This window comes from Methanosarcina horonobensis HB-1 = JCM 15518, assembly GCF_000970285.1.
GTDB classification, from domain to species: domain Archaea; phylum Halobacteriota; class Methanosarcinia; order Methanosarcinales; family Methanosarcinaceae; genus Methanosarcina; species Methanosarcina horonobensis.
This window is the reverse complement of sequence record NZ_CP009516.1, coordinates 329,183-346,281: the sequence shown is the minus strand read 5'-3', so window position 1 is coordinate 346,281 and position 17,099 is coordinate 329,183. Positions and strand designations below refer to the sequence as shown.

Here is a 17,099-nt window from a genome sequence, read left to right as displayed (position 1 = left end):
TTGCCGGATAAACCCGGGAATGGGGACATCAGAAACAAAAATAATGAAAAATAATTATATATCTTATAGTAGTAATTTGTTACGCAAAAATGGCAATTTTCAAGATGTCTCCATAGTTCTTAACCTGTGAGTACTTTTTCCATAGCGGCAATGATTATGGAGAAAAGTAAGAGAAGTGCTTAAAACTTCCGGTATAGAGATATATACAATGTTGGATATAACAGGATGAAAAACAAGAGAGGGAATTAGATGGAATCATCATTACTGGATGTTCTCTTTCTTTCGGAAAAAAGGAAAAACCTCCTTCTGCTTCTTCTGGACGGACCCAAGACTATTGAGGAGATTAAAAGTACACTTGATGTACGCTCAAGCCCTATAATGACCCAAATAAAAATCCTGATGAAACAGGATTTAATTGTTGAAAATAACAGGCTTTACAAGCTTTCCAGTATCGGAGAGATTCTTGTTCCCAAAATGAAAGCAATCCTCGAAACCTTTAATGTCTTCGATAAAAACCATGATTACTGGATAAACCAGGATATGACATCAATTCCTCCCGAGTTTCTGGACGACATAGGAAAACTTGGAAATTACATGGAAGTAAATCCTGACCGAAACCACGTGTTCGAGTATCCAAAAGAGGTTGTTAAACATCTTTCCGAATCCGATAAAGTAATGATCTCATCTTCATTCTTCCTTCCGATATATCCTTCTCTCTGTATAGAGCTTGCTGCAAAAGGTACGGATATTACCCTTGTATTCACCGAATATGTCTATGACAGAATGCTCAATGACTACAAAAAAGAGCTAGAACACTTTCTAAATCTGAAGTACACCAAACTGTATGTTTGCAATAATAACAATATGAAAATCGCATCAAGTATAGTTACAGAGAAGTTTATGGCTCTCTCTCTATTCTGTAATAGCGGAATCTACTATAACCATAATCTTGTAAGTTTTGACGAAAGTGCACTTAAATGGGGAAAAGAACTTTTTGACCATTATAAAGGTGTGGCAAGGCCGATTACAAGGGTCTGAAAGAAAATTTTCCTTCTATAAAAAGTTTGAATAAAAATAACTTTAAAAAGAACAGCTCTTAAAGGATAATGTTCCTGCAAGTGATAAGGTACTGCTTTTCCAAAAGAGCGTTATTACACTATCCGTATGCTTTTTGCAGAGAAAAAATGTTTTTTTAAAAATAAGGGGGAACAGGGTTTTTTAACTCACCCTGATCGTAACATTCATTGAATTGTCTTTTACAGTGAAAAGATAAGTGCCCGGATCGGTAAAGGTGTAGCTGTAAGGAACACTGTAATTCAGTTCCTGATTCGGAAAAAGGCCTTCTTCGCTGACAAGAATATAAGTCCCCTGCCTTTTGCCGCTCCACCAGGAAACTGTATCTCCTGCCGAAATATCCAGTTCTGAGGGTCTTGCTACATCATAATACTCAAGGCGGACAATATGATCTTTTCCAGATCCTGAATTTTCCTGCGGTACATTATCCTGCTGTTCTGCTGAAGCTTCTAAAGCACCGGATTCTTCAGTCGGTTCTGCATCTTCCTCAGCACAACCGGAGGCGAACAGAAACACAAACACCAGAAGTAAAACTAAAATTTTCCCTTTCATGGATCTCACCATCTTTTAGTCTTTATTTATAAGATAATTTATATTCATTATCTTTTTGATAGATTTAAGAGATTGAAGAGAAAAAAAGAAAGAAAAAAAGGGAAAAAACAAAAATAAGAATTTACGTCCCGACTGAGACTTGAACTCAGGTCTAAGGCTCCGCAGGCCTCAAGGATATCCACTACCCTATCGGGACGCAAGCGAGCACCACTGATAAGCACATTCTAGAATATAAACTTTATTATTCAAAAGTTAGCAGAAGATATAGCGAATCTTTCCGACGTCTCTGAAAAATTGAGGAAAAAAACCCGTTTCCACGACTTCAATATCAATAAAGATTAAATGCAACAAGCTCTTTTTTATAATTTATGTCAATGACTATAGGACTTGCAGGAAAGCCCAATGCGGGCAAATCCACCTTCTTTAAAGCGGCTACCCTTGCAGATGTTGAGATTGCAAATTATCCTTTCACAACTATAAATGCCAACCATGGCGTCACATATGTTCGGGCTGAGTGCCCGTGCAAAGAGAAAGGAAAAACGTGCGGGAAGTGCGTGGATGGAGTCAGGCTTGTTCCTATTGACATTATAGACGTTGCAGGGCTTGTGCCTGACGCATGTAAAGGAAGAGGACTTGGGAACACATTCCTGGATGAACTCAGGCAGGCTCAGGCTATAATTCACGTGGTGGATGCTTCAGGCGGGACAGACTGTGAAGGCAATCCCGTAGATATAGGGGACCACGACCCGCTTGAAGATGTGGCTTTCCTGAACAGGGAAATTACAATGTGGCTTTATGGAATTCTTGAGAGGAACTGGGTCAAGCTTTCCAGAAAAATCCAGGCAGAGGGGCTCAAGCTTGAAGCGGTAATTTCGGAACAGCTTGCAGGAGCAGGAATAAAGGAATCCCATGTAAACGCTGCCTTAATGGACACAGGGCTTGCAAGGACGGATCATGTTAAATGGACTGAAGAAGACATGATCCGGCTCTGCGATACCATGAGGGAAATCAGTAAACCTCTGCTTATTGCTGCAAATAAAGCTGATGTTGCCCCAAGAGAAAATCTGGATAAACTCAGAGAACTTGACAGAATAATGGTACCTACCAGTGCAGCAGCCGAACTGGCTTTAAGGTCAGCGGCAAAGAGCGGGTTAATAAGGTACACGCCAGGTGATAGGGATTTCGAACTACTTACGGAAGACCTTACAAAAGCCCAGAAAAAAGGGCTTGAGGCAATCCATAAAGTAATTGATCAGTTTGGCACCACTGGTATTCAGGAATGTATAAACAGGACTGTCTTTGAACTTCTGGACCTGATTGTGGTATATCCTGTAGAAGATGAAGGAAAATGGTCTGACAAACTGGGTAATGTACTGCCGGATGCTTACCTTATGAAAAGGGGATCTACCTGCCACGACCTTGCATACCAGATCCATACTGAGATAGGAGATCGTTTCCTATATGCGGTAGATGCAAGAACAAGGCTCAGGCTCGGGGAAAAGCACGAACTGAAAAACGGCGATGTGATTAAGATCGTATCTACTGCAAAGTAACCTGCGTGGAAAGAGCAGAAAAAAATTCATATGGGAAAAACGAAGCGTGAAATAAGAAATGAAAAAGAAAATTCCGGGCCATTTAAGGCTTTATTAAGAAGGAATACTTAATGGACCTGCTTTCCTTTGGTCAACCTCTTTATGAGAGATACCTGGCCTGGCAAATAACAAGATCAGCTACAAGGACTCCGGAACATGTGGCTCTCATACTCAAGGAAACCGATCTCCTAGAACATAAAGGAATTGAAAAGCTCCTTGCCGCACTCCTTATATTCAAAAGGTTTAAGGTAGAACTTGTGAGCATCTATGTGGACATTCTTAAAGCTGATCAGCCTGTGAAAACCGAGATTGCCTCAACGCTTGGAAACAGATTGGAAAAAAGTTTCATAGATCTTCCTTCCGGGACAGGTTATGAAATATGCGGGCTTGAAGGAGAAGTAAAGAGCAGCCGGCAGGGAAAGGATTTTTTGGTATACGTATCCCTTGGTTTTGGAGGGAGAGGAGAAATCACCAGGGCTGTAACTTCTATCCTCAAGGAGGTTAAGGCCGGATATGTCAGACCTGAAGACGTTGACGAAAAAATGCTTGAATCACATCTCCTTATCAAACATGAACCTGATATAATGATCCGTTCGGGCGGGCAGAAACTTTCGGATTTCCTTGTATGGCAGTCGGTGTATTCGGAACTCTATTTTACGGACGTTAACTGGAATAATGTGAGGAAAATAGACCTCATGAGAGTTATAAGAGACTTCCAGAAGAGACAGAGAAGGTACGGAAAGTGAAAAAAGATGGAGTTTGGGGAAAAAACCGGAAATCGTTATGTCGTGATTGTATGCCCTAAATGCAGACAGCATGCCCAGATAACCGAAACCGGAAAAAAAACTCTTAGATGTCAGCACTGCGGAGCCCTCCTGCAGGCGCGAAAGCTCAGAATATTCGGTTCTTTTGAAGAAGTGCCCGAAGCTGTGAATTTCAGAACCCGCCTGCAGGCTGAACTTTCCGGAAAAGGAAAAGAAACTTTTTCCCTGAATACCCTTCCGAAAAAAACCGAAAGATCAGGCTCTGAAGACAAGGCCGTACAAAGAATAGCTCAATTTCCGGAAGCCAAAACCACTTCTGAAGGCGTATCAGCTAAAAAAGACCAGAAAACAATCATGAGTGAGATCCTTGAAGCTTCAGATGGGAAAATGAAGATCGAAGAATTTCGCGAAAAAGCTCTGGAAAAAGGGATAAGTGAGGAAAAGTTTGAGACAATCCTGAAAAAGCTTCTGGAAACAGGAGAGCTTTACTCTCCGGAACCAGGTACTGTAAAACTTACATAAATTTTTGTAATTATTAGCTGTCGGTTTGATTATGCGCTACTGAGGTCTATTATTGAGCACTTACTATTAGAACTAATTATCAATAATCCTTCTTCACCGAAAATTTGTTTTTTATGAATTTATTTTTATTTATTTTTAAGACTGCCCCTCTAATCAACTGACATGTTAAGTGACTGAGAGCGAAATAAAAGAAAAATTAAAAAGAAAAATTAATAAACAATTGTTAAAGAACTTTTTGTTGTCAGAAAATTCTCTTTTCCGGGATTTTCAGCAGCATTTATTACGAAGTTAGATAAGACAAACATATATTAAGTACGAAAAGATTTACTATAATTAAGATATTTAAAAGCAAAAATGAATCCGGTTTGAGTAATTGAACAATAGACAATAAGATTCAAGAATTATTATATTAATTAATCGGGAGCTCATGAAAAAAGTACTCACTGAAGCTATCCGGAAAACTGTTTACTGAAATCCCACTGAAGCCACTGGAATTTATTCATCAGATTCGTTCTTAAAAGGTTCAATACGTGGTTTTGTGGTTTTATCATTATTATCCGTAAAGTTTACGGAATTGATACAGGGTATAACGGTGTTATAAACATGATGGATCCGCAAATAGAAAGAAAACTCATTGAAATCATGAGGGTAATTCACGAGAGTGACAAGCCCATAGGTGCCCGGGCCATAGCTGACGAACTGAACAACCGGGGCTATGATATAGGGGAGCGGGCTGTCCGTTACCACCTCAGGATCCTGGATGAGAGAGGGTTTACACGCAAGCACGGATATGCCGGGCGTACGCTTACCGATCTTGGGGAAAGTGAAATGAATGATGCCCTCATAGGGGACCGTTTCGGTTTTGTGATATCCAGGATCGAAGAAATGGCATTCAGAACCACCTATAATCCCGAAACTAACAAAGGGGATGTTGTGGTAAATATTTCTTACTTTGACAAGGATGACTTCGAAACTGTCATCGATTTAATTTCGTATACGGCCCACTCAGGCTATATGATAAGCCCGAGAGTGAGAGTCTTCGAAGAAGATTCATTTGAAATACCTTTACCTCCGGGGAAGATAGGGATAGCCACCGTATGCAGCGTCACTTTTGACGGGCTCCTTCTGAAAGCAGGAATTCCAGTAGAACCCGCCTACGGAGGAATCCTCCAGATAGAGAATAAAAAACCTGCACGCTTCCTTGATCTTATTTCCTACAGTGGAACCTCTATTGACCCGATAAAAATTTTCATGAATAGGACTCCTACCTCAGTACTTGGAGTACTTGAAAAAGGAGAAGGAAAAATCCTTGCCAATATGAGACAGATAAATGCTTCTGCTTACGATATGGCAACAGAAATTTTGAAAAAGGCAGAAAAGGTGGGTCTTGCGGGCTGTATCACTATAGGAGAAATTGACGAGTTTTTACTTGGAGCTCCGGTTGAAACAGGAAAGTTCGGGGCTGCGGTAGTAGGAGGAATTAACGGGATCTGTGCCCTTGAGGAAACAGGAATTGAGATTGAAACTAACCCGATTTCCACCATGCTGGACTACCGAACAATGACAGAAATATAAATTTTATGCTTTTAGAAATACAAGCCGAAAAACACCAAAAATGTGAGGCAGGAAAATGCTCAGGCTGACAGTGCTGTATGATAATGAAGCCTGTCCTGGTTTTACAGGAAGCTGGGGATTTTCGGCCTTAATTGAGACAGGTAGAGACACCCTTCTTTTCGATACTGGATGGGATGGAACTTTACTTCTCAAGAATATGGAGAAAACTGGCATTGATCCTGCCTGTATAAGCAAACTGGTTCTTTCCCATCAGCACTGGGATCATATAGGAGGTCTGCCCGAGATCCTTTGTGCAAATCCCGGAATTACCGTGTATGTCCCTGCCTCTTTTTCAGAGAATCTCAAAAGGGAAATTAAGAAGAGAGCCACACTTGTAGAGGTGAAAGAGGCTATTGAGATATCCGATGGGATCTGGAGCACCGGAGAACTGGGAGATAAAATAAAAGAACAATCCCTTGTTCTGAATACGGAAAACGGGTCATATGTGATTACAGGCTGCGCTCATCCGGGAATTGATGAGATTATGGATGCTGCCCTTTATTATGGAGAGATTAAAGGAATTCTTGGAGGGCTGCATGATAGTGACAGGTTTGAAAGGTTTAAAGAAATGAAACTGATAGCTGCCGGACACTGCACAGCCCATAAAGAAAGGATAAAAGAGCTTTTTCCCTCAAAATTTATGGAAACCCGAGCTGGTCTGCACCTTGAATTAACCAAATATTAATTTGGGAAATATTATCTCTTTTAAAAAAGGCAACCACCAGACAGCCGACATTTGATATTCCTATGTTTACGCCTCCTATGTTTCTAAAGAGGCTGAAGATTATTTTTAATTAACTCGATATCTGTCGCTCCGAAATGCCGGGCATGGGGCGATTACGATTCACTGAATAATCCGAACTTAGTATTTTAATTTAAAAAGATGGTGCAGAAGCCCTGAGGAACATATGGTTAGAAATACCATGTCCTCCAAAAAGAGTAAAAGATTTTGCGCAGAAAACCTGAAATCAGACAGGACTGTAAAGACAGCCTGATTTTTACCCTCGTTTCTGCCATATCTACGTAATAAAATAAACACATTCTGAAAGGCTATTTCTCAGGATACGGAATAAGAAAGGGGAAACCGTATCAAAAATGAGACAAAGGGAGAAAACAGCGATGCTAAAAATAGAAGACCTGACTGTAGAGGTCAACGGAAAAACCCTGCTCCATGACGTGAACCTCGAGGTTGAAAAAGGGTATACAAATGTACTTTTCGGGCCAAACGGAGCCGGAAAGTCAGCCCTTATGAGAACAATTATGGGTTTTAGTGAGTACAGGGTTGTGAAAGGCAGGATACTGTTCAATGGGGAAGATATTACCCATCTTCCGGTAGATGAAAGAGCCCGACGCGGGCTGGGGATTATGATGCAGCGCCCGCCGGATATGTCCGGAATCAAACTCAGGGACCTTGTAAAAGTAGCATCGAAAGGAAAAAGAGACCCTGAAACCCTGGCAGAAAATCTCGATATGAAGCGCTTTCTGGACAGGGATGTAAATGTGGGTTTTTCAGGCGGAGAGATCAAACGCTCCGAACTTCTCCAGCTTGCAGCCCAGAATCCGAGCCTTTATCTTCTGGACGAGCCTGAGTCCGGAGTGGACCTTGTAAGCATAGAGCAGGTCGGAATGACGATAAAAGGACTGCTTGCCGAAGGCATGGACTGCCCTGGAGAAAGGTGCATAAAAGGGAAGTCAGCCCTTATTATAACCCACACAGGTCAGGTCCTTGATTATGTGCAGGCGGACAGAGGATATATTCTCTGCAACGGCACGGTTATGTGTTCGGGAAATCCCATGAAAATGCTGGAAGAAATAAAAAGCAAAGGGTACCAGGAGTGTATTACATGCAGACTGATGAAATGAGCCTTAAAAAAAGAGCTGAGAGTGCAGTTGAGAAAAAAGCGGCTTTCGGCGAGGATTTTGAACTGGATAAATATGAGGAAGGTTCTAAGGTCAGCAAGCCTATTGAAGATCTCCAGGCTCTCGATGAGGAAAGCAAAAAAACTCTTCTCCAGGTAGGGGTGATCCCGAGCGAAGAAGGTAGATCAGGCAGCCTGCTGGTACTGGATAATGCGGTCTCGCACTCTACCCTTAAAGATAAAAATGTGGAACTTATGTCCACCCACAAAGCCATGGAAAAATATGAGTGGCTCAAAGATTACTCCTGGAAACTCGTGCAGGTGGACGCGGACAAGTACACCGCAAAAACCTATCTGGAGGACGCGGACGGTTACTTTATCAGGGTACCTGCGGGAAAGAAATCCGCCATGCCTGTTCAGACCTGCCTTATGCTGGGAAGCAAAAAGGTATCCCAGACAGTGCATAATATCATAGTTGTAGAGGAAGGAGCAAGTCTTGACATTATCACAGGCTGCACCTCCAAAAAAGGAGTCGAAGAAGGACTTCACCTCGGGATTTCCGAGATGTACGTAAAAAAAGGCGCTACCCTGAACTTTACGATGATCCATAACTGGGCTGAACAGATAGGAGTCCGCCCGAGGACAGTTGTGCATGTGGAAGAAGGCGGGACTTATATTAGCAATTACATCTGCCTGAAACCCGTGCGCTCCGTACAGACCTATCCGACTGTCAGGCTCGAAGGAAAAGGTGCGGTAACAAGGCTCAATACCATAGCAATTGCGCATCCCGGCTCCGAACTTGACCTTGGGAGCAGAGCTGTTTTCAATGCCCCGGGTACGAGAGCCGAACTGATTTCGAGAACAATTACCATAGGTGGGAGACTGGTTGCACGCGGAGAGATGATAGGCAATGCAAAGGGCGCAAAAGGGCACCTTGAATGTAAAGGGCTCGTTCTTACTGACAAAGGCAGCCAGCTTGCAATCCCTATCCTTGAGGCAAATGTGGATGATATCGAGCTCACCCACGAGGCAGCCGTTGGAAAAATCGCCAAGGATCAGGTAGAGTACCTGATGGCGAGAGGACTTACCGAGGAAGAAGCCGTTGGAATGATCATAAGGGGATTCCTTGACGTAGGGATAAGGGGAATTCCGGAAGAGCTGAAGGAAGAAATAGAAAACACAATAACACAAACAGCTTTCGGAACGTAAGTCAGGCAGACGGGGAAACACTGCAGTTTCCCCGATAAATTTCCGAAAACTCCGAAACAGGCCGGGGAAAGATCTGCCTGTGAAAGGGAAGAGCCGAGAGCCAGGAAAAGAGGTATTGGAAAGAAGACAGATAGACGTAATTGAATATTGCGGGCCAGGTATAGTTTATTGAAAAAGGGTGTGTGGACCCGGCAGGAGAAAAGGAGAAACCTGCCGGTTCTTGTGGAGTATATGTGGATTTTAATGAGCCTGAAGCATAATTTTAAGACCGAGCCTTTTTGTGGAAAAGAAGTCTTAAAGCAAGCAAGCTCATTAAACCTTAATTTGCAGATTGGAGAGGGAGTATAAAAACATTGCTGTACAATTAATTTTATAAAAAAATAGACCATAAAAATACTTAGACAGAACCGTCCTTTTTCTTAAAAATTGTCATTAAAATTATTTCACTCAGCGCTGAAAGTGTTTCAGAAAAGTTTCCATTTTATAACTGATAATTGTCGCATAAAATAAGTATAATATAAATAGGACTTTTCAATTTATTTTTATAAATGAAAAAGATGATTGGAACAGTTAGAACAGACGGAAAAAACACTCCAGGAATGAAGACGTGATTCCGGAAATAGAGAGCAGTTTTCCTTTATTGATAGGATTAATCATGCCTCCTCAAGAATATCGATATGTAGAGACTTAATGAAAAATAAGAGTTTATAATAATCCTTATTATATATCAGATTATTAAAAGGGGAATTTAATGACTGAAGAGAAGAGCAGAACTTTAAAAGAAAAAAGTCTGGAGAAAACCCCAACAGGCATAAACGGATTAGATGATATAACTTATGGCGGGCTGCCCAGGGGCCGCACAACCCTTGTATACGGAAGTGCAGGCTCGGGAAAGACTCTTATGGCTATGGAGTTCTTGGTTAATGGTGCCGAAAAGTACGGTGAGCCCGGCGTATTCATGGCTTTTGAGGAGACCGCTGAGGACCTTACCGAAAATTTTGCGTCTCTGGGATTCGATCTGGATAGTCTGGAAGCAGAGAACAGGCTAACGATTGACCACGTTCATATTGATAAAAGCGAGATAGAAGAAACAGGTGAGTACGATCTTGAAGGGCTGTTCATAAGGCTCGGTCTGGCTATAGATTCCATAGGTGCCAAACGTGTAGCACTGGATACATTGGAAGTTCTGTTCTCAGGATTCCAGAACGAGGCTATACTGCGATCCGAGCTTCGAAGGCTATTCCGCTGGCTGAAGGATAGGGGTGTAACAGCCATAGTCACCGGAGAGCGAGGAGAAGAATCACTTACCAGATACGGACTGGAAGAATATGTTGCAGACTGTGTTATCCTTCTGGATAACAGGATGGAGGAACAAATAGCAACACGGCGCCTGCGGATCATCAAGTACAGAGGCTCAAAGCACGGTACAAACGAGTATCCCTTCATGATAGAGGAAGACGGTATATCTGTCCTGCCTATCACCTCACTGAGCCTGGAACACGAGGCGTCTACAGAGAGGACATCAACAGGCATACCGCGTCTGGATACAATGCTTGGAGTGGAGGGTTACTATCGCGGCACCACCATACTTGTCTCAGGAACAGCGGGCACAGGCAAGACAAGTTTTGCAGCCCAGTTCTGCAAAGCTGCCTGTGAAAGAGGAGAACGCTGCCTGTTCTTTGCATTCGAGGAATCTCCGGACCAGATCGTCAGGAATATGAATTCCATAGGAATAGACCTGCAGACCTATATTGATTCCGGACTCATGCAGATACATGCCTCAAGACCCATGGCGTACGGACTGGAAATGCATCTGATAGCAATGCGCAGAGTTCTGGATACCTTCAAACCGAGTGCCGTAGTCATAGACCCTATTTCCAACCTGGTCAATGCAGGTACTGAGAGCGATGTCAGGATCATGCTCACCCGGCTTATTGACTACTTAAAGCTCAAGAATATCACTGCTATATGTACAAGTCTTGTAGAGAACGAGAGCACTGCTGGCGTTAATGCCGAGAGTATATCTTCTCTCATGGACACATGGATCAACCTCCGCTTCTTCGAGAGTAACAATGAGCGCAACCGCGGAATCTCTATTATTAAGTCAAGAGGTATGGAGCATTCAAACCAGATAAGGGAGTATCTGCTGACTGATCACGGCATAGAGATTCAGGATGTGTACCTGGGCCCTTCGGGAGGTCTGCTTATGGGTTCTTCCAGAGCTATCCATGAAGCTGAGGAGATGGCCGAAGAAATGGCTCAAAGACAGAATGATGCGCGGCTGAAGAGAGAGATGGAGAACAAGCTAAAATCCCTTGACGCCCGGATCGCTATTTTAAACTCCGAATTAGAGATGCAGGAAGAGGAGCTGAATAAACTCGTTTCCGAGGATGAGCTCAGAAGTAAGGCGCTTGCAAGCGATAGAAGCAGGATGGCCCGCATAAAAAAAGCCGATGAGCCCTAAACAGGCAGTGGAGACTTCATGGAAGATACAGAACAGTCTGGTTACTCGTCCAGTCATGCCCATTATCATGCGCATATTTATGAACTGAAACTCTATGTGGCAGGCAATAATAAAAAGAGCCAGTTAGCTTTCGAGAACCTGAAGGATATCTGCGAGAAATATCTCTCAGGAAAATGCCATATAGAAGTCATAGATCTAATAAAGGACCCGAGTCTTGCCAGAGCGGATCAGATCTTAGCCGTTCCCACCCTTATAATAAAGAACCATCCAGAGAAAAAGGTTATAGGTAGTCTCTCTAACCCGGAAAAGGTACTTAAGGCCCTGAATTTGAGAACCTCCAGTCCGACAGATGTTGATAGTGAGAAAGGCTATGTAGAAAAGACCCCCACAGAGGAATCGAAAGCTCACACAGCAGGCAGCGAGAGGTCGAAAGACGATCTCCAGCCTTACATAGGCAGCGGTTTATTCAGGCAGCGGTCTCAAAATCTGGAAAGATGGTTGTTTTCGTTGTCCCATAACTCCTGTTAAACATAATCATGGGTTCCAAAAGCTAAAGAGATGAAACTCCCCGGAAAAGAATAAGCCTTCTAAAGTTCAACGGTGGAAATTCGATGGAAGATGAAGCGCAAGATGACAACGGACCTGAGCCTACTGAGTCCGATACCATACCTGATCAGGAAGCTTATATCCTGAGATTATATGTAGCTGGCCAGACTAAAAAGAGTTTGACAGCCTTTGCAAACTTAAAGAAAATCTGCGAGGAACACCTGGGAGGCAGGTACAGGATTGAGGTTATAGATCTTCTGGAAAACCCGCAACTGGCTAAAGGAGACCAGATCCTGGCTGTCCCGACGCTGGTTAGAAGGCTTCCTCCACCTATAAAGAAAATCATAGGAGACCTGTCGAATACGGAACGAGTCCTGGTAGGCCTGGATTTGCGTCCTGCGGAGTGATACAGATGAACAATAACGAAAAGACCAGCACATCAGAAGTCAGGGACTCAACAGCCGCTTTTGAGGAAGCTCTGGCCAAAAAGGATGACAGCAAATACGTTCTGCGCCTCTATGTCGCAGGGATGGGCCCCAAATCCATACAGGCGATAGACAATATCAAACGCATATTTGAAGAGTATGTGCCCGGCAAGTACCAGCTGGAGGTCATTGATATCTATCAGAACCCGGTCTTCGCCAAAGATGGTCAGATAGTGGCAGCTCCAACCCTCATAAAAGAGCTTCCTCCACCCCTGAGGAAACTCATAGGTAGCATGTCGGATACCGATAGGGTTCTGGTTGGAATGGACCTGAAATCCAGAAAGGATAAAGAATAACTGACAAAAAATAGACGACACTTGGGTAAGGGCGTTGTGAATATGAATTTTAAATTGGCAAAAGACCGGAATCCCATGTCTTATCAGGCACTGTTAGATAAGAATCATGCCCTGGAGGCAGAAATACAGGATCTGAGAATACGTCTGGAAGAGGCTGAAGAACTCAAGCGTGCTATCAGTGAAGGGGATCTGGATGCCCTGGTGATATCCAGACCGGGAGAGGAGTTAATCTTCACTCTGGATAGTGCCGACCGTGCTTATCGTGTCCTGGTAGAGACGATGAATGAAGGCACTGCCACCCTTGCCTGCGACGGAACCATCCTTTACTGTAACCGCCACTTTGCAGAACTCATGAGGATGTCGTTCCGGGATATAATAGGTACATCTATCCATAAATTCATTGCACCTGAAGACGCCACAACCTTTAAGGCACTCCTGAAGCTGGAAAAGGGCATGGGAGAGGTCAAGCTTCAAGGTGAGGATAAGAAATCCGTGCCAGTATATCTATCAGTTAGCTCGTTAAAAACCGAAGGTTCTCCAAACGCCTGGTGCCTTGTAGCAACGGACCTGACCGAGCAAAAGAAGAGTGAAGAAATCGTTGCTGCTGAGCGCCTGGCTAGATCGATTATAGAACAGGCTGTCGAGGCTATAGTTGTCTGTGATACGTCCGGGAGGATTATTCGGTTCAGTAACGCAGTACCCATACTCTGTGAGTATAACCCGATGTTCCAGAGTTTTGAAGACATAATAGACCTTCGATTTTCGGAAGGAGAAGATGCCGGCAAAAGTATTCTTCCTGTCTCCTCCGCTCTTAAAGGAGACACCATTCTTGGAATGGAAACAACTCTCGAACTTAAAAGATGTCAGAATTCCCACGAGAAACTCCATTTATTTTTGAACTCAGGGCCCCTAAAAAATTCCGATGGCAGGATTATAGGCTGTGTAGTCACTCTTGCGGATATCACTGAGCGAAAAGTAGCAGAGACTAAGTTGAAAAACATACTTGACAATTTAGAAAAGCTAGTTAAAGAGCGTACAGCAGAGCTTGAAAAGGCTTACAACTCGTTAAAAGAAAGCGAAAGAGTTCTTGCTGAAGCCCAAAAAATGGCTCATCTGGGGAGCTGGTATCGGGACTTTATAACTGATAAAGTATACTGGTCTGACGAGACATATCGCATTTTTGGACTTGAGCCCCAGGAATTTGAAGTAACTTTTGATTCATTTTTAAGATATGTACATCCAGAAGATCAAGACTATGTAGAGAATAACGTTAAAAAAGCTTTAAAAGGGGAACCCTATAGCAATGATTGCAGGATTATCTCAGCTAATGGAACAGAGCGCATGGTACATACTCAAGGTGAAGTTATTTTTGACGAGAAAAAGACTCCTATTGGAATGAGAGGAGCAATCCAGGATATTACCGAACAGAAGCTTGCAATTGAAAAAATAAAAGAGAGTGAAGAGCGCGTCCAGTTATATCTGCAGAACTTCATGGGTATTGGCACTCAGCTAGATGGGAACTTTGTTCCTGTATTCCTGCACGGGGCTGTTGAGGAACTAACAGGATACACTAAAGAAGATTTTCTTTCCGGAAAAGTCCGCTGGAGTGAAATTGTAGTGCCCGAAGACCGTGCAGGACTGCAGGAAAAAGCTCAAAAAATGAAAAATACCCCCAGTATGACTGTCAGGCATGAGTACAGGATAAGGAAAAAAGACGGAGAAGTCCGCTGGATCCATGGAATTGCCCAGAACATTTCCGAATCAGGCAATAAAGAGCTTTACCAGGGTATGATGTATGACATAACTGATAGAAAAATAGCTGAAGAGTCCCTGGAAAAAATGGATAAAATCAGGATTAAAGAAATTCACCACAGGATAAAAAATAATCTGCAGGTTATATGTTCTCTTCTCAGCCTTGAAGCTGATAAATTCAGCGATGAAAAGATGCTTGAAGCCTTCAGGGAGAGCCAGAACCGTGTAGCTTCAATGGCTTTGATTCATGAAGAACTTTACAGGGGAGACAAAAATGACGCCCTTGATTTTGCAGCTTACCTTCGTAAATTCGCCTCAGACCTTTTCAGTTCTTACAATCTTGGAAATAATGTCAGCCTGAGAATGGATCTCGAACAGGCATATCTGGATATGGATACGGCAATTCCTCTTGGAATCATTGTAAATGAGCTGATCTCAAATTCCCTGAAACATGCTTTTCCTGCCGGAAGTAAAGGTGAAATATGTATAAACCTGCAAAGAACTGAGACCTTTGCAGCCAGATCTGAAATGTCCAGTTCGGACGAGGATTGCAGGGAAGAAAATGGCTTCCAGTACATACTTAGAGTAGTTGACAATGGAAAAGGCATTCCAGAAGAGATAGATTTTCAAAATGCCGATTCTCTCGGACTTCAGCTTATAAATATTCTTGTTGAACAGATAGATGGTTATGTTGAACTTAAAAGAGATAGAGGAACAGAGTTTGCCATCTTGTTTGGAAATAAAGAGGCATAAACTCTTTGATTTTTACTTCAGGTCATTCAAAAATCTCTTTTTATTATTGTAGTATTGCAGCGGTCACTAAAAACCCCATGAAAAGTCCAGTAAAAATTGTGCCTAAAATTGTACCTGTTGTTAAATTATTCGCTGTATTAAATGCTGCGAGCATTATCACAAGAAATACAATGAATACCAGAACACCAACACCAATTGCAGATGAATTTTTATTTTCCCCCATGATATATAATTAGTGCAATATAATAAGAATATTGCTATTAAACTTAGGTATAGAATTTTAATCCGTCCAAACCTGACAGTTGCTAGGAACTAAACGGTCCAGGACTCGTTGTTAAAACAGACCCTGGTGCAGAGATAAGGATCAAACATTTCTCAGAGCACGCATACTTGCACTTTCTCCTTCATTTTTGTCTATCTGTTCTTTATTCTTTATAAATATCAACCTGGACAACAAAATTAAAAAATACAGTACTTCTGATTTCTGGCTTTATTCTACAGTAGTTCCCAGTATATATATACTCCTGACGTAATATTACAGTACTGTAGAATATAAGAGGGATTGGATAATGGACTTCGCCTGCAAGGAATTCAAAATAGAGGACGTAATCAAGTGCGCCCTCAATCTTACAAAAGCTGATCTGAATGTCATGAGGCATTTTTTAAATGAACCTGAAAAATGGATTGATACGGATGCCCTCTCAAAATCTCTGAGCCTAGATATTTCTACAGTCCAGCGCTCCGTAAAAAAGCTGCATGAAAAAGAAATTCTTCAGAGATCGCAGCAGAACCTTGACGGAGGGGGCTATGTCTTCATTTACAAAATCCATTCAAAAAACCAGATTAGAAATGTCATTCAAAAAATCGTCCAGTCCTGGGCTGACAGACTCGGGCAGGAACTTGAAAAATGGGAAAACGGAGGTTAATTAAAATGCTCAAAATCACTCCCTACCTGGGAATTCTTGTACTGATCGTCTCTATCGGGGGTCTCTGGTATCCTGCACTCGGGTACTTTATGCTGCTTGTGTTTGCCGCAATCTTCCTGATCAGTCCTTTCAGAGGAAGATGGTTCTGCGGAAATCTCTGCCCGAGAGGAAGCCTTGTTGACTTCTGGGTCAGCAAAATCTCAAAGAAAAGAAAAATACCCGAAGCACTCAGGAGTCTCTGGGTCCGTCTGCCAATCTTTTTCCTGCTGATGGGCTTTATGGGCTACAGGGTAGCAAGTACTTTCGGAAGCCTTAACACATTCGAAAAGATAGGCATGATCTTTGTAATGATGTGCCTTGTGACCACCTCAATTGCAGTCCTTCTCGGAAGTTTCCTGAGCCCGAGAACCTGGTGTTCTTTCTGTCCTATGGGCACAGCCCAGCGCCTGCTCGGAGGAAAAAGGTACCAGCTGAAACTTGAAAAAGACAAATGCATCAGCTGTAAGAAATGCGAAAAAGTCTGTCCGATGCAGCTTAAGGTGTGCCAGAACGAGACAAAGCCCGACTGTATCAAGTGCGGGCGCTGTGTTAGTGCCTGTCCTAAAGATGCACTTCACTTCTAATTATTACTTTAATTATTTTAACTTCAATAATTATTAACTTTAATTATTTTTTATTTTTTTAATTGTAT

General features: G+C 42.6%; 17 protein-coding genes and 1 tRNA gene. 15 read left to right on the top strand and 3 right to left on the bottom strand.

Annotated elements, in window-relative coordinates; genetic code table 11:
• Window positions 1-249 precede the first annotated feature (249 nt).
• The gene (locus tag MSHOH_RS01455; protein ID WP_048136820.1) at window positions 250-1,038 is read left to right on the top strand and encodes a helix-turn-helix transcriptional regulator; all 789 of its coding nucleotides are present in this window, start codon (window positions 250-252) and stop codon (window positions 1,036-1,038) included.
• 180 nt (window positions 1,039-1,218) lie between these two features.
• Here MSHOH_RS01455 and MSHOH_RS01450 read toward each other — a convergent pair whose 3' ends face one another.
• The gene (locus MSHOH_RS01450; RefSeq protein ID WP_048136819.1) at window positions 1,219-1,626 is read right to left on the bottom strand and encodes a cupredoxin domain-containing protein; all 408 of its coding nucleotides are present in this window, start codon (window positions 1,624-1,626) and stop codon (window positions 1,219-1,221) included.
• A gap of 124 nt (window positions 1,627-1,750) precedes the next feature.
• Window positions 1,751-1,822 (bottom strand) — tRNA-Arg (locus MSHOH_RS01445).
• Window positions 1,823-1,994: 172 nt separating this feature from the next.
• Between MSHOH_RS01445 and MSHOH_RS01440 the strand changes: the two genes are divergently transcribed.
• The 12 genes from MSHOH_RS01440 to MSHOH_RS22450 all read left to right on the top strand — a co-directional run bounded on the left by MSHOH_RS01440 (window position 1,995) and on the right by MSHOH_RS22450 (window position 15,482).
• Window positions 1,995-3,179, top strand: a complete 1,185-nt coding sequence (locus MSHOH_RS01440) for a redox-regulated ATPase YchF (protein ID WP_048136818.1) — start codon at window positions 1,995-1,997, stop codon at window positions 3,177-3,179.
• A gap of 110 nt (window positions 3,180-3,289) precedes the next feature.
• The gene (locus tag MSHOH_RS01435; protein WP_048136817.1) at window positions 3,290-3,964 is read left to right on the top strand and encodes an undecaprenyl diphosphate synthase family protein; all 675 of its coding nucleotides are present in this window, start codon (window positions 3,290-3,292) and stop codon (window positions 3,962-3,964) included.
• A 6-nt stretch (window positions 3,965-3,970) separates the two neighbouring features.
• Window positions 3,971-4,504 (top strand): DUF5817 domain-containing protein, encoded by a 534-nt coding sequence (locus MSHOH_RS01430; RefSeq protein WP_048136816.1) that lies wholly within the window; start codon window positions 3,971-3,973, stop codon window positions 4,502-4,504.
• A 603-nt stretch (window positions 4,505-5,107) separates the two neighbouring features.
• Window positions 5,108-6,079: a global nitrogen regulator NrpRI gene (gene nrpRI / locus MSHOH_RS01425; protein ID WP_048136815.1), complete on the top strand. Its 972-nt coding sequence runs from the start codon at window positions 5,108-5,110 to the stop codon at window positions 6,077-6,079.
• Window positions 6,080-6,134: 55 nt separating this feature from the next.
• Window positions 6,135-6,803, top strand: a complete 669-nt coding sequence (locus MSHOH_RS01420; RefSeq protein ID WP_048136814.1) for an MBL fold metallo-hydrolase — start codon at window positions 6,135-6,137, stop codon at window positions 6,801-6,803.
• Window positions 6,804-7,237: 434 nt separating this feature from the next.
• Complete coding sequence (locus MSHOH_RS01415; protein WP_048136813.1) at window positions 7,238-7,981, top strand: ABC transporter ATP-binding protein; 744 nt, start codon at window positions 7,238-7,240, stop codon at window positions 7,979-7,981.
• Window positions 7,963-9,186, top strand: coding sequence for a SufB/SufD family protein (locus MSHOH_RS01410; protein ID WP_048136812.1), 1,224 nt, complete (start codon window positions 7,963-7,965; stop codon window positions 9,184-9,186). Before MSHOH_RS01415 ends, MSHOH_RS01410 begins: the two co-directional genes overlap by 19 nt.
• 751 nt (window positions 9,187-9,937) lie before the next feature.
• Complete coding sequence (kaiC, locus tag MSHOH_RS01400; RefSeq protein WP_048136810.1) at window positions 9,938-11,650, top strand: circadian clock protein KaiC; 1,713 nt, start codon at window positions 9,938-9,940, stop codon at window positions 11,648-11,650.
• An 18-nt stretch (window positions 11,651-11,668) separates the two neighbouring features.
• Complete coding sequence (locus MSHOH_RS22455) at window positions 11,669-12,178, top strand: circadian clock KaiB family protein (protein WP_082089194.1); 510 nt, start codon at window positions 11,669-11,671, stop codon at window positions 12,176-12,178.
• Between the two features lie 83 nt (window positions 12,179-12,261).
• Window positions 12,262-12,603 (top strand): circadian clock protein KaiB, encoded by a 342-nt coding sequence (kaiB, locus tag MSHOH_RS01390; RefSeq protein WP_048136809.1) that lies wholly within the window; start codon window positions 12,262-12,264, stop codon window positions 12,601-12,603.
• Between the two features lie 5 nt (window positions 12,604-12,608).
• On the top strand, window positions 12,609-12,977 hold the full coding sequence (locus tag MSHOH_RS01385; RefSeq protein ID WP_048136808.1) for a circadian clock KaiB family protein: 369 nt from the start codon (window positions 12,609-12,611) through the stop codon (window positions 12,975-12,977).
• Between the two features lie 42 nt (window positions 12,978-13,019).
• A complete protein-coding gene (locus MSHOH_RS22450; RefSeq protein WP_082089193.1) occupies window positions 13,020-15,482 on the top strand; it encodes a PAS domain S-box protein in 2,463 nt (820 codons plus the stop codon).
• A 43-nt stretch (window positions 15,483-15,525) separates the two neighbouring features.
• Here the strand turns inward: MSHOH_RS22450 and MSHOH_RS23310 are convergent, their stop codons facing one another.
• Window positions 15,526-15,705, bottom strand: coding sequence for a hypothetical protein (locus MSHOH_RS23310; RefSeq protein ID WP_158024013.1), 180 nt, complete (start codon window positions 15,703-15,705; stop codon window positions 15,526-15,528).
• A 343-nt stretch (window positions 15,706-16,048) separates the two neighbouring features.
• Between MSHOH_RS23310 and MSHOH_RS01375 the strand changes: the two genes are divergently transcribed.
• Both MSHOH_RS01375 and MSHOH_RS01370 read left to right on the top strand, forming a co-directional pair.
• On the top strand, window positions 16,049-16,408 hold the full coding sequence (locus MSHOH_RS01375) for a TrmB family transcriptional regulator (RefSeq protein ID WP_048136807.1): 360 nt from the start codon (window positions 16,049-16,051) through the stop codon (window positions 16,406-16,408).
• Between the two features lie 5 nt (window positions 16,409-16,413).
• Window positions 16,414-17,031 (top strand): 4Fe-4S binding protein, encoded by a 618-nt coding sequence (locus MSHOH_RS01370; protein ID WP_204245373.1) that lies wholly within the window; start codon window positions 16,414-16,416, stop codon window positions 17,029-17,031.
• Window positions 17,032-17,099 lie beyond the last annotated feature (68 nt).

Coding starts and splice junctions, on each gene's coding strand:
- MSHOH_RS01455 (WP_048136820.1), top strand. CDS start 250: ATGGAATCATCATTACTGGATGTTCTCTTTCTTTCGGAAAAAAGGAAA.
- MSHOH_RS01450 (WP_048136819.1), bottom strand. CDS start 1,626: ATGAAAGGGAAAATTTTAGTTTTACTTCTGGTGTTTGTGTTTCTGTTC.
- MSHOH_RS01440 (WP_048136818.1), top strand. CDS start 1,995: ATGTCAATGACTATAGGACTTGCAGGAAAGCCCAATGCGGGCAAATCC.
- MSHOH_RS01435 (WP_048136817.1), top strand. CDS start 3,290: ATGGACCTGCTTTCCTTTGGTCAACCTCTTTATGAGAGATACCTGGCC.
- MSHOH_RS01430 (WP_048136816.1), top strand. CDS start 3,971: ATGGAGTTTGGGGAAAAAACCGGAAATCGTTATGTCGTGATTGTATGC.
- nrpRI (WP_048136815.1), top strand. CDS start 5,108: ATGATGGATCCGCAAATAGAAAGAAAACTCATTGAAATCATGAGGGTA.
- MSHOH_RS01420 (WP_048136814.1), top strand. CDS start 6,135: ATGCTCAGGCTGACAGTGCTGTATGATAATGAAGCCTGTCCTGGTTTT.
- MSHOH_RS01415 (WP_048136813.1), top strand. CDS start 7,238: ATGCTAAAAATAGAAGACCTGACTGTAGAGGTCAACGGAAAAACCCTG.
- MSHOH_RS01410 (WP_048136812.1), top strand. CDS start 7,963: ATGCAGACTGATGAAATGAGCCTTAAAAAAAGAGCTGAGAGTGCAGTT.
- kaiC (WP_048136810.1), top strand. CDS start 9,938: ATGACTGAAGAGAAGAGCAGAACTTTAAAAGAAAAAAGTCTGGAGAAA.
- MSHOH_RS22455 (WP_082089194.1), top strand. CDS start 11,669: ATGGAAGATACAGAACAGTCTGGTTACTCGTCCAGTCATGCCCATTAT.
- kaiB (WP_048136809.1), top strand. CDS start 12,262: ATGGAAGATGAAGCGCAAGATGACAACGGACCTGAGCCTACTGAGTCC.
- MSHOH_RS01385 (WP_048136808.1), top strand. CDS start 12,609: ATGAACAATAACGAAAAGACCAGCACATCAGAAGTCAGGGACTCAACA.
- MSHOH_RS22450 (WP_082089193.1), top strand. CDS start 13,020: ATGAATTTTAAATTGGCAAAAGACCGGAATCCCATGTCTTATCAGGCA.
- MSHOH_RS23310 (WP_158024013.1), bottom strand. CDS start 15,705: ATGGGGGAAAATAAAAATTCATCTGCAATTGGTGTTGGTGTTCTGGTA.
- MSHOH_RS01370 (WP_204245373.1), top strand. CDS start 16,414: ATGCTCAAAATCACTCCCTACCTGGGAATTCTTGTACTGATCGTCTCT.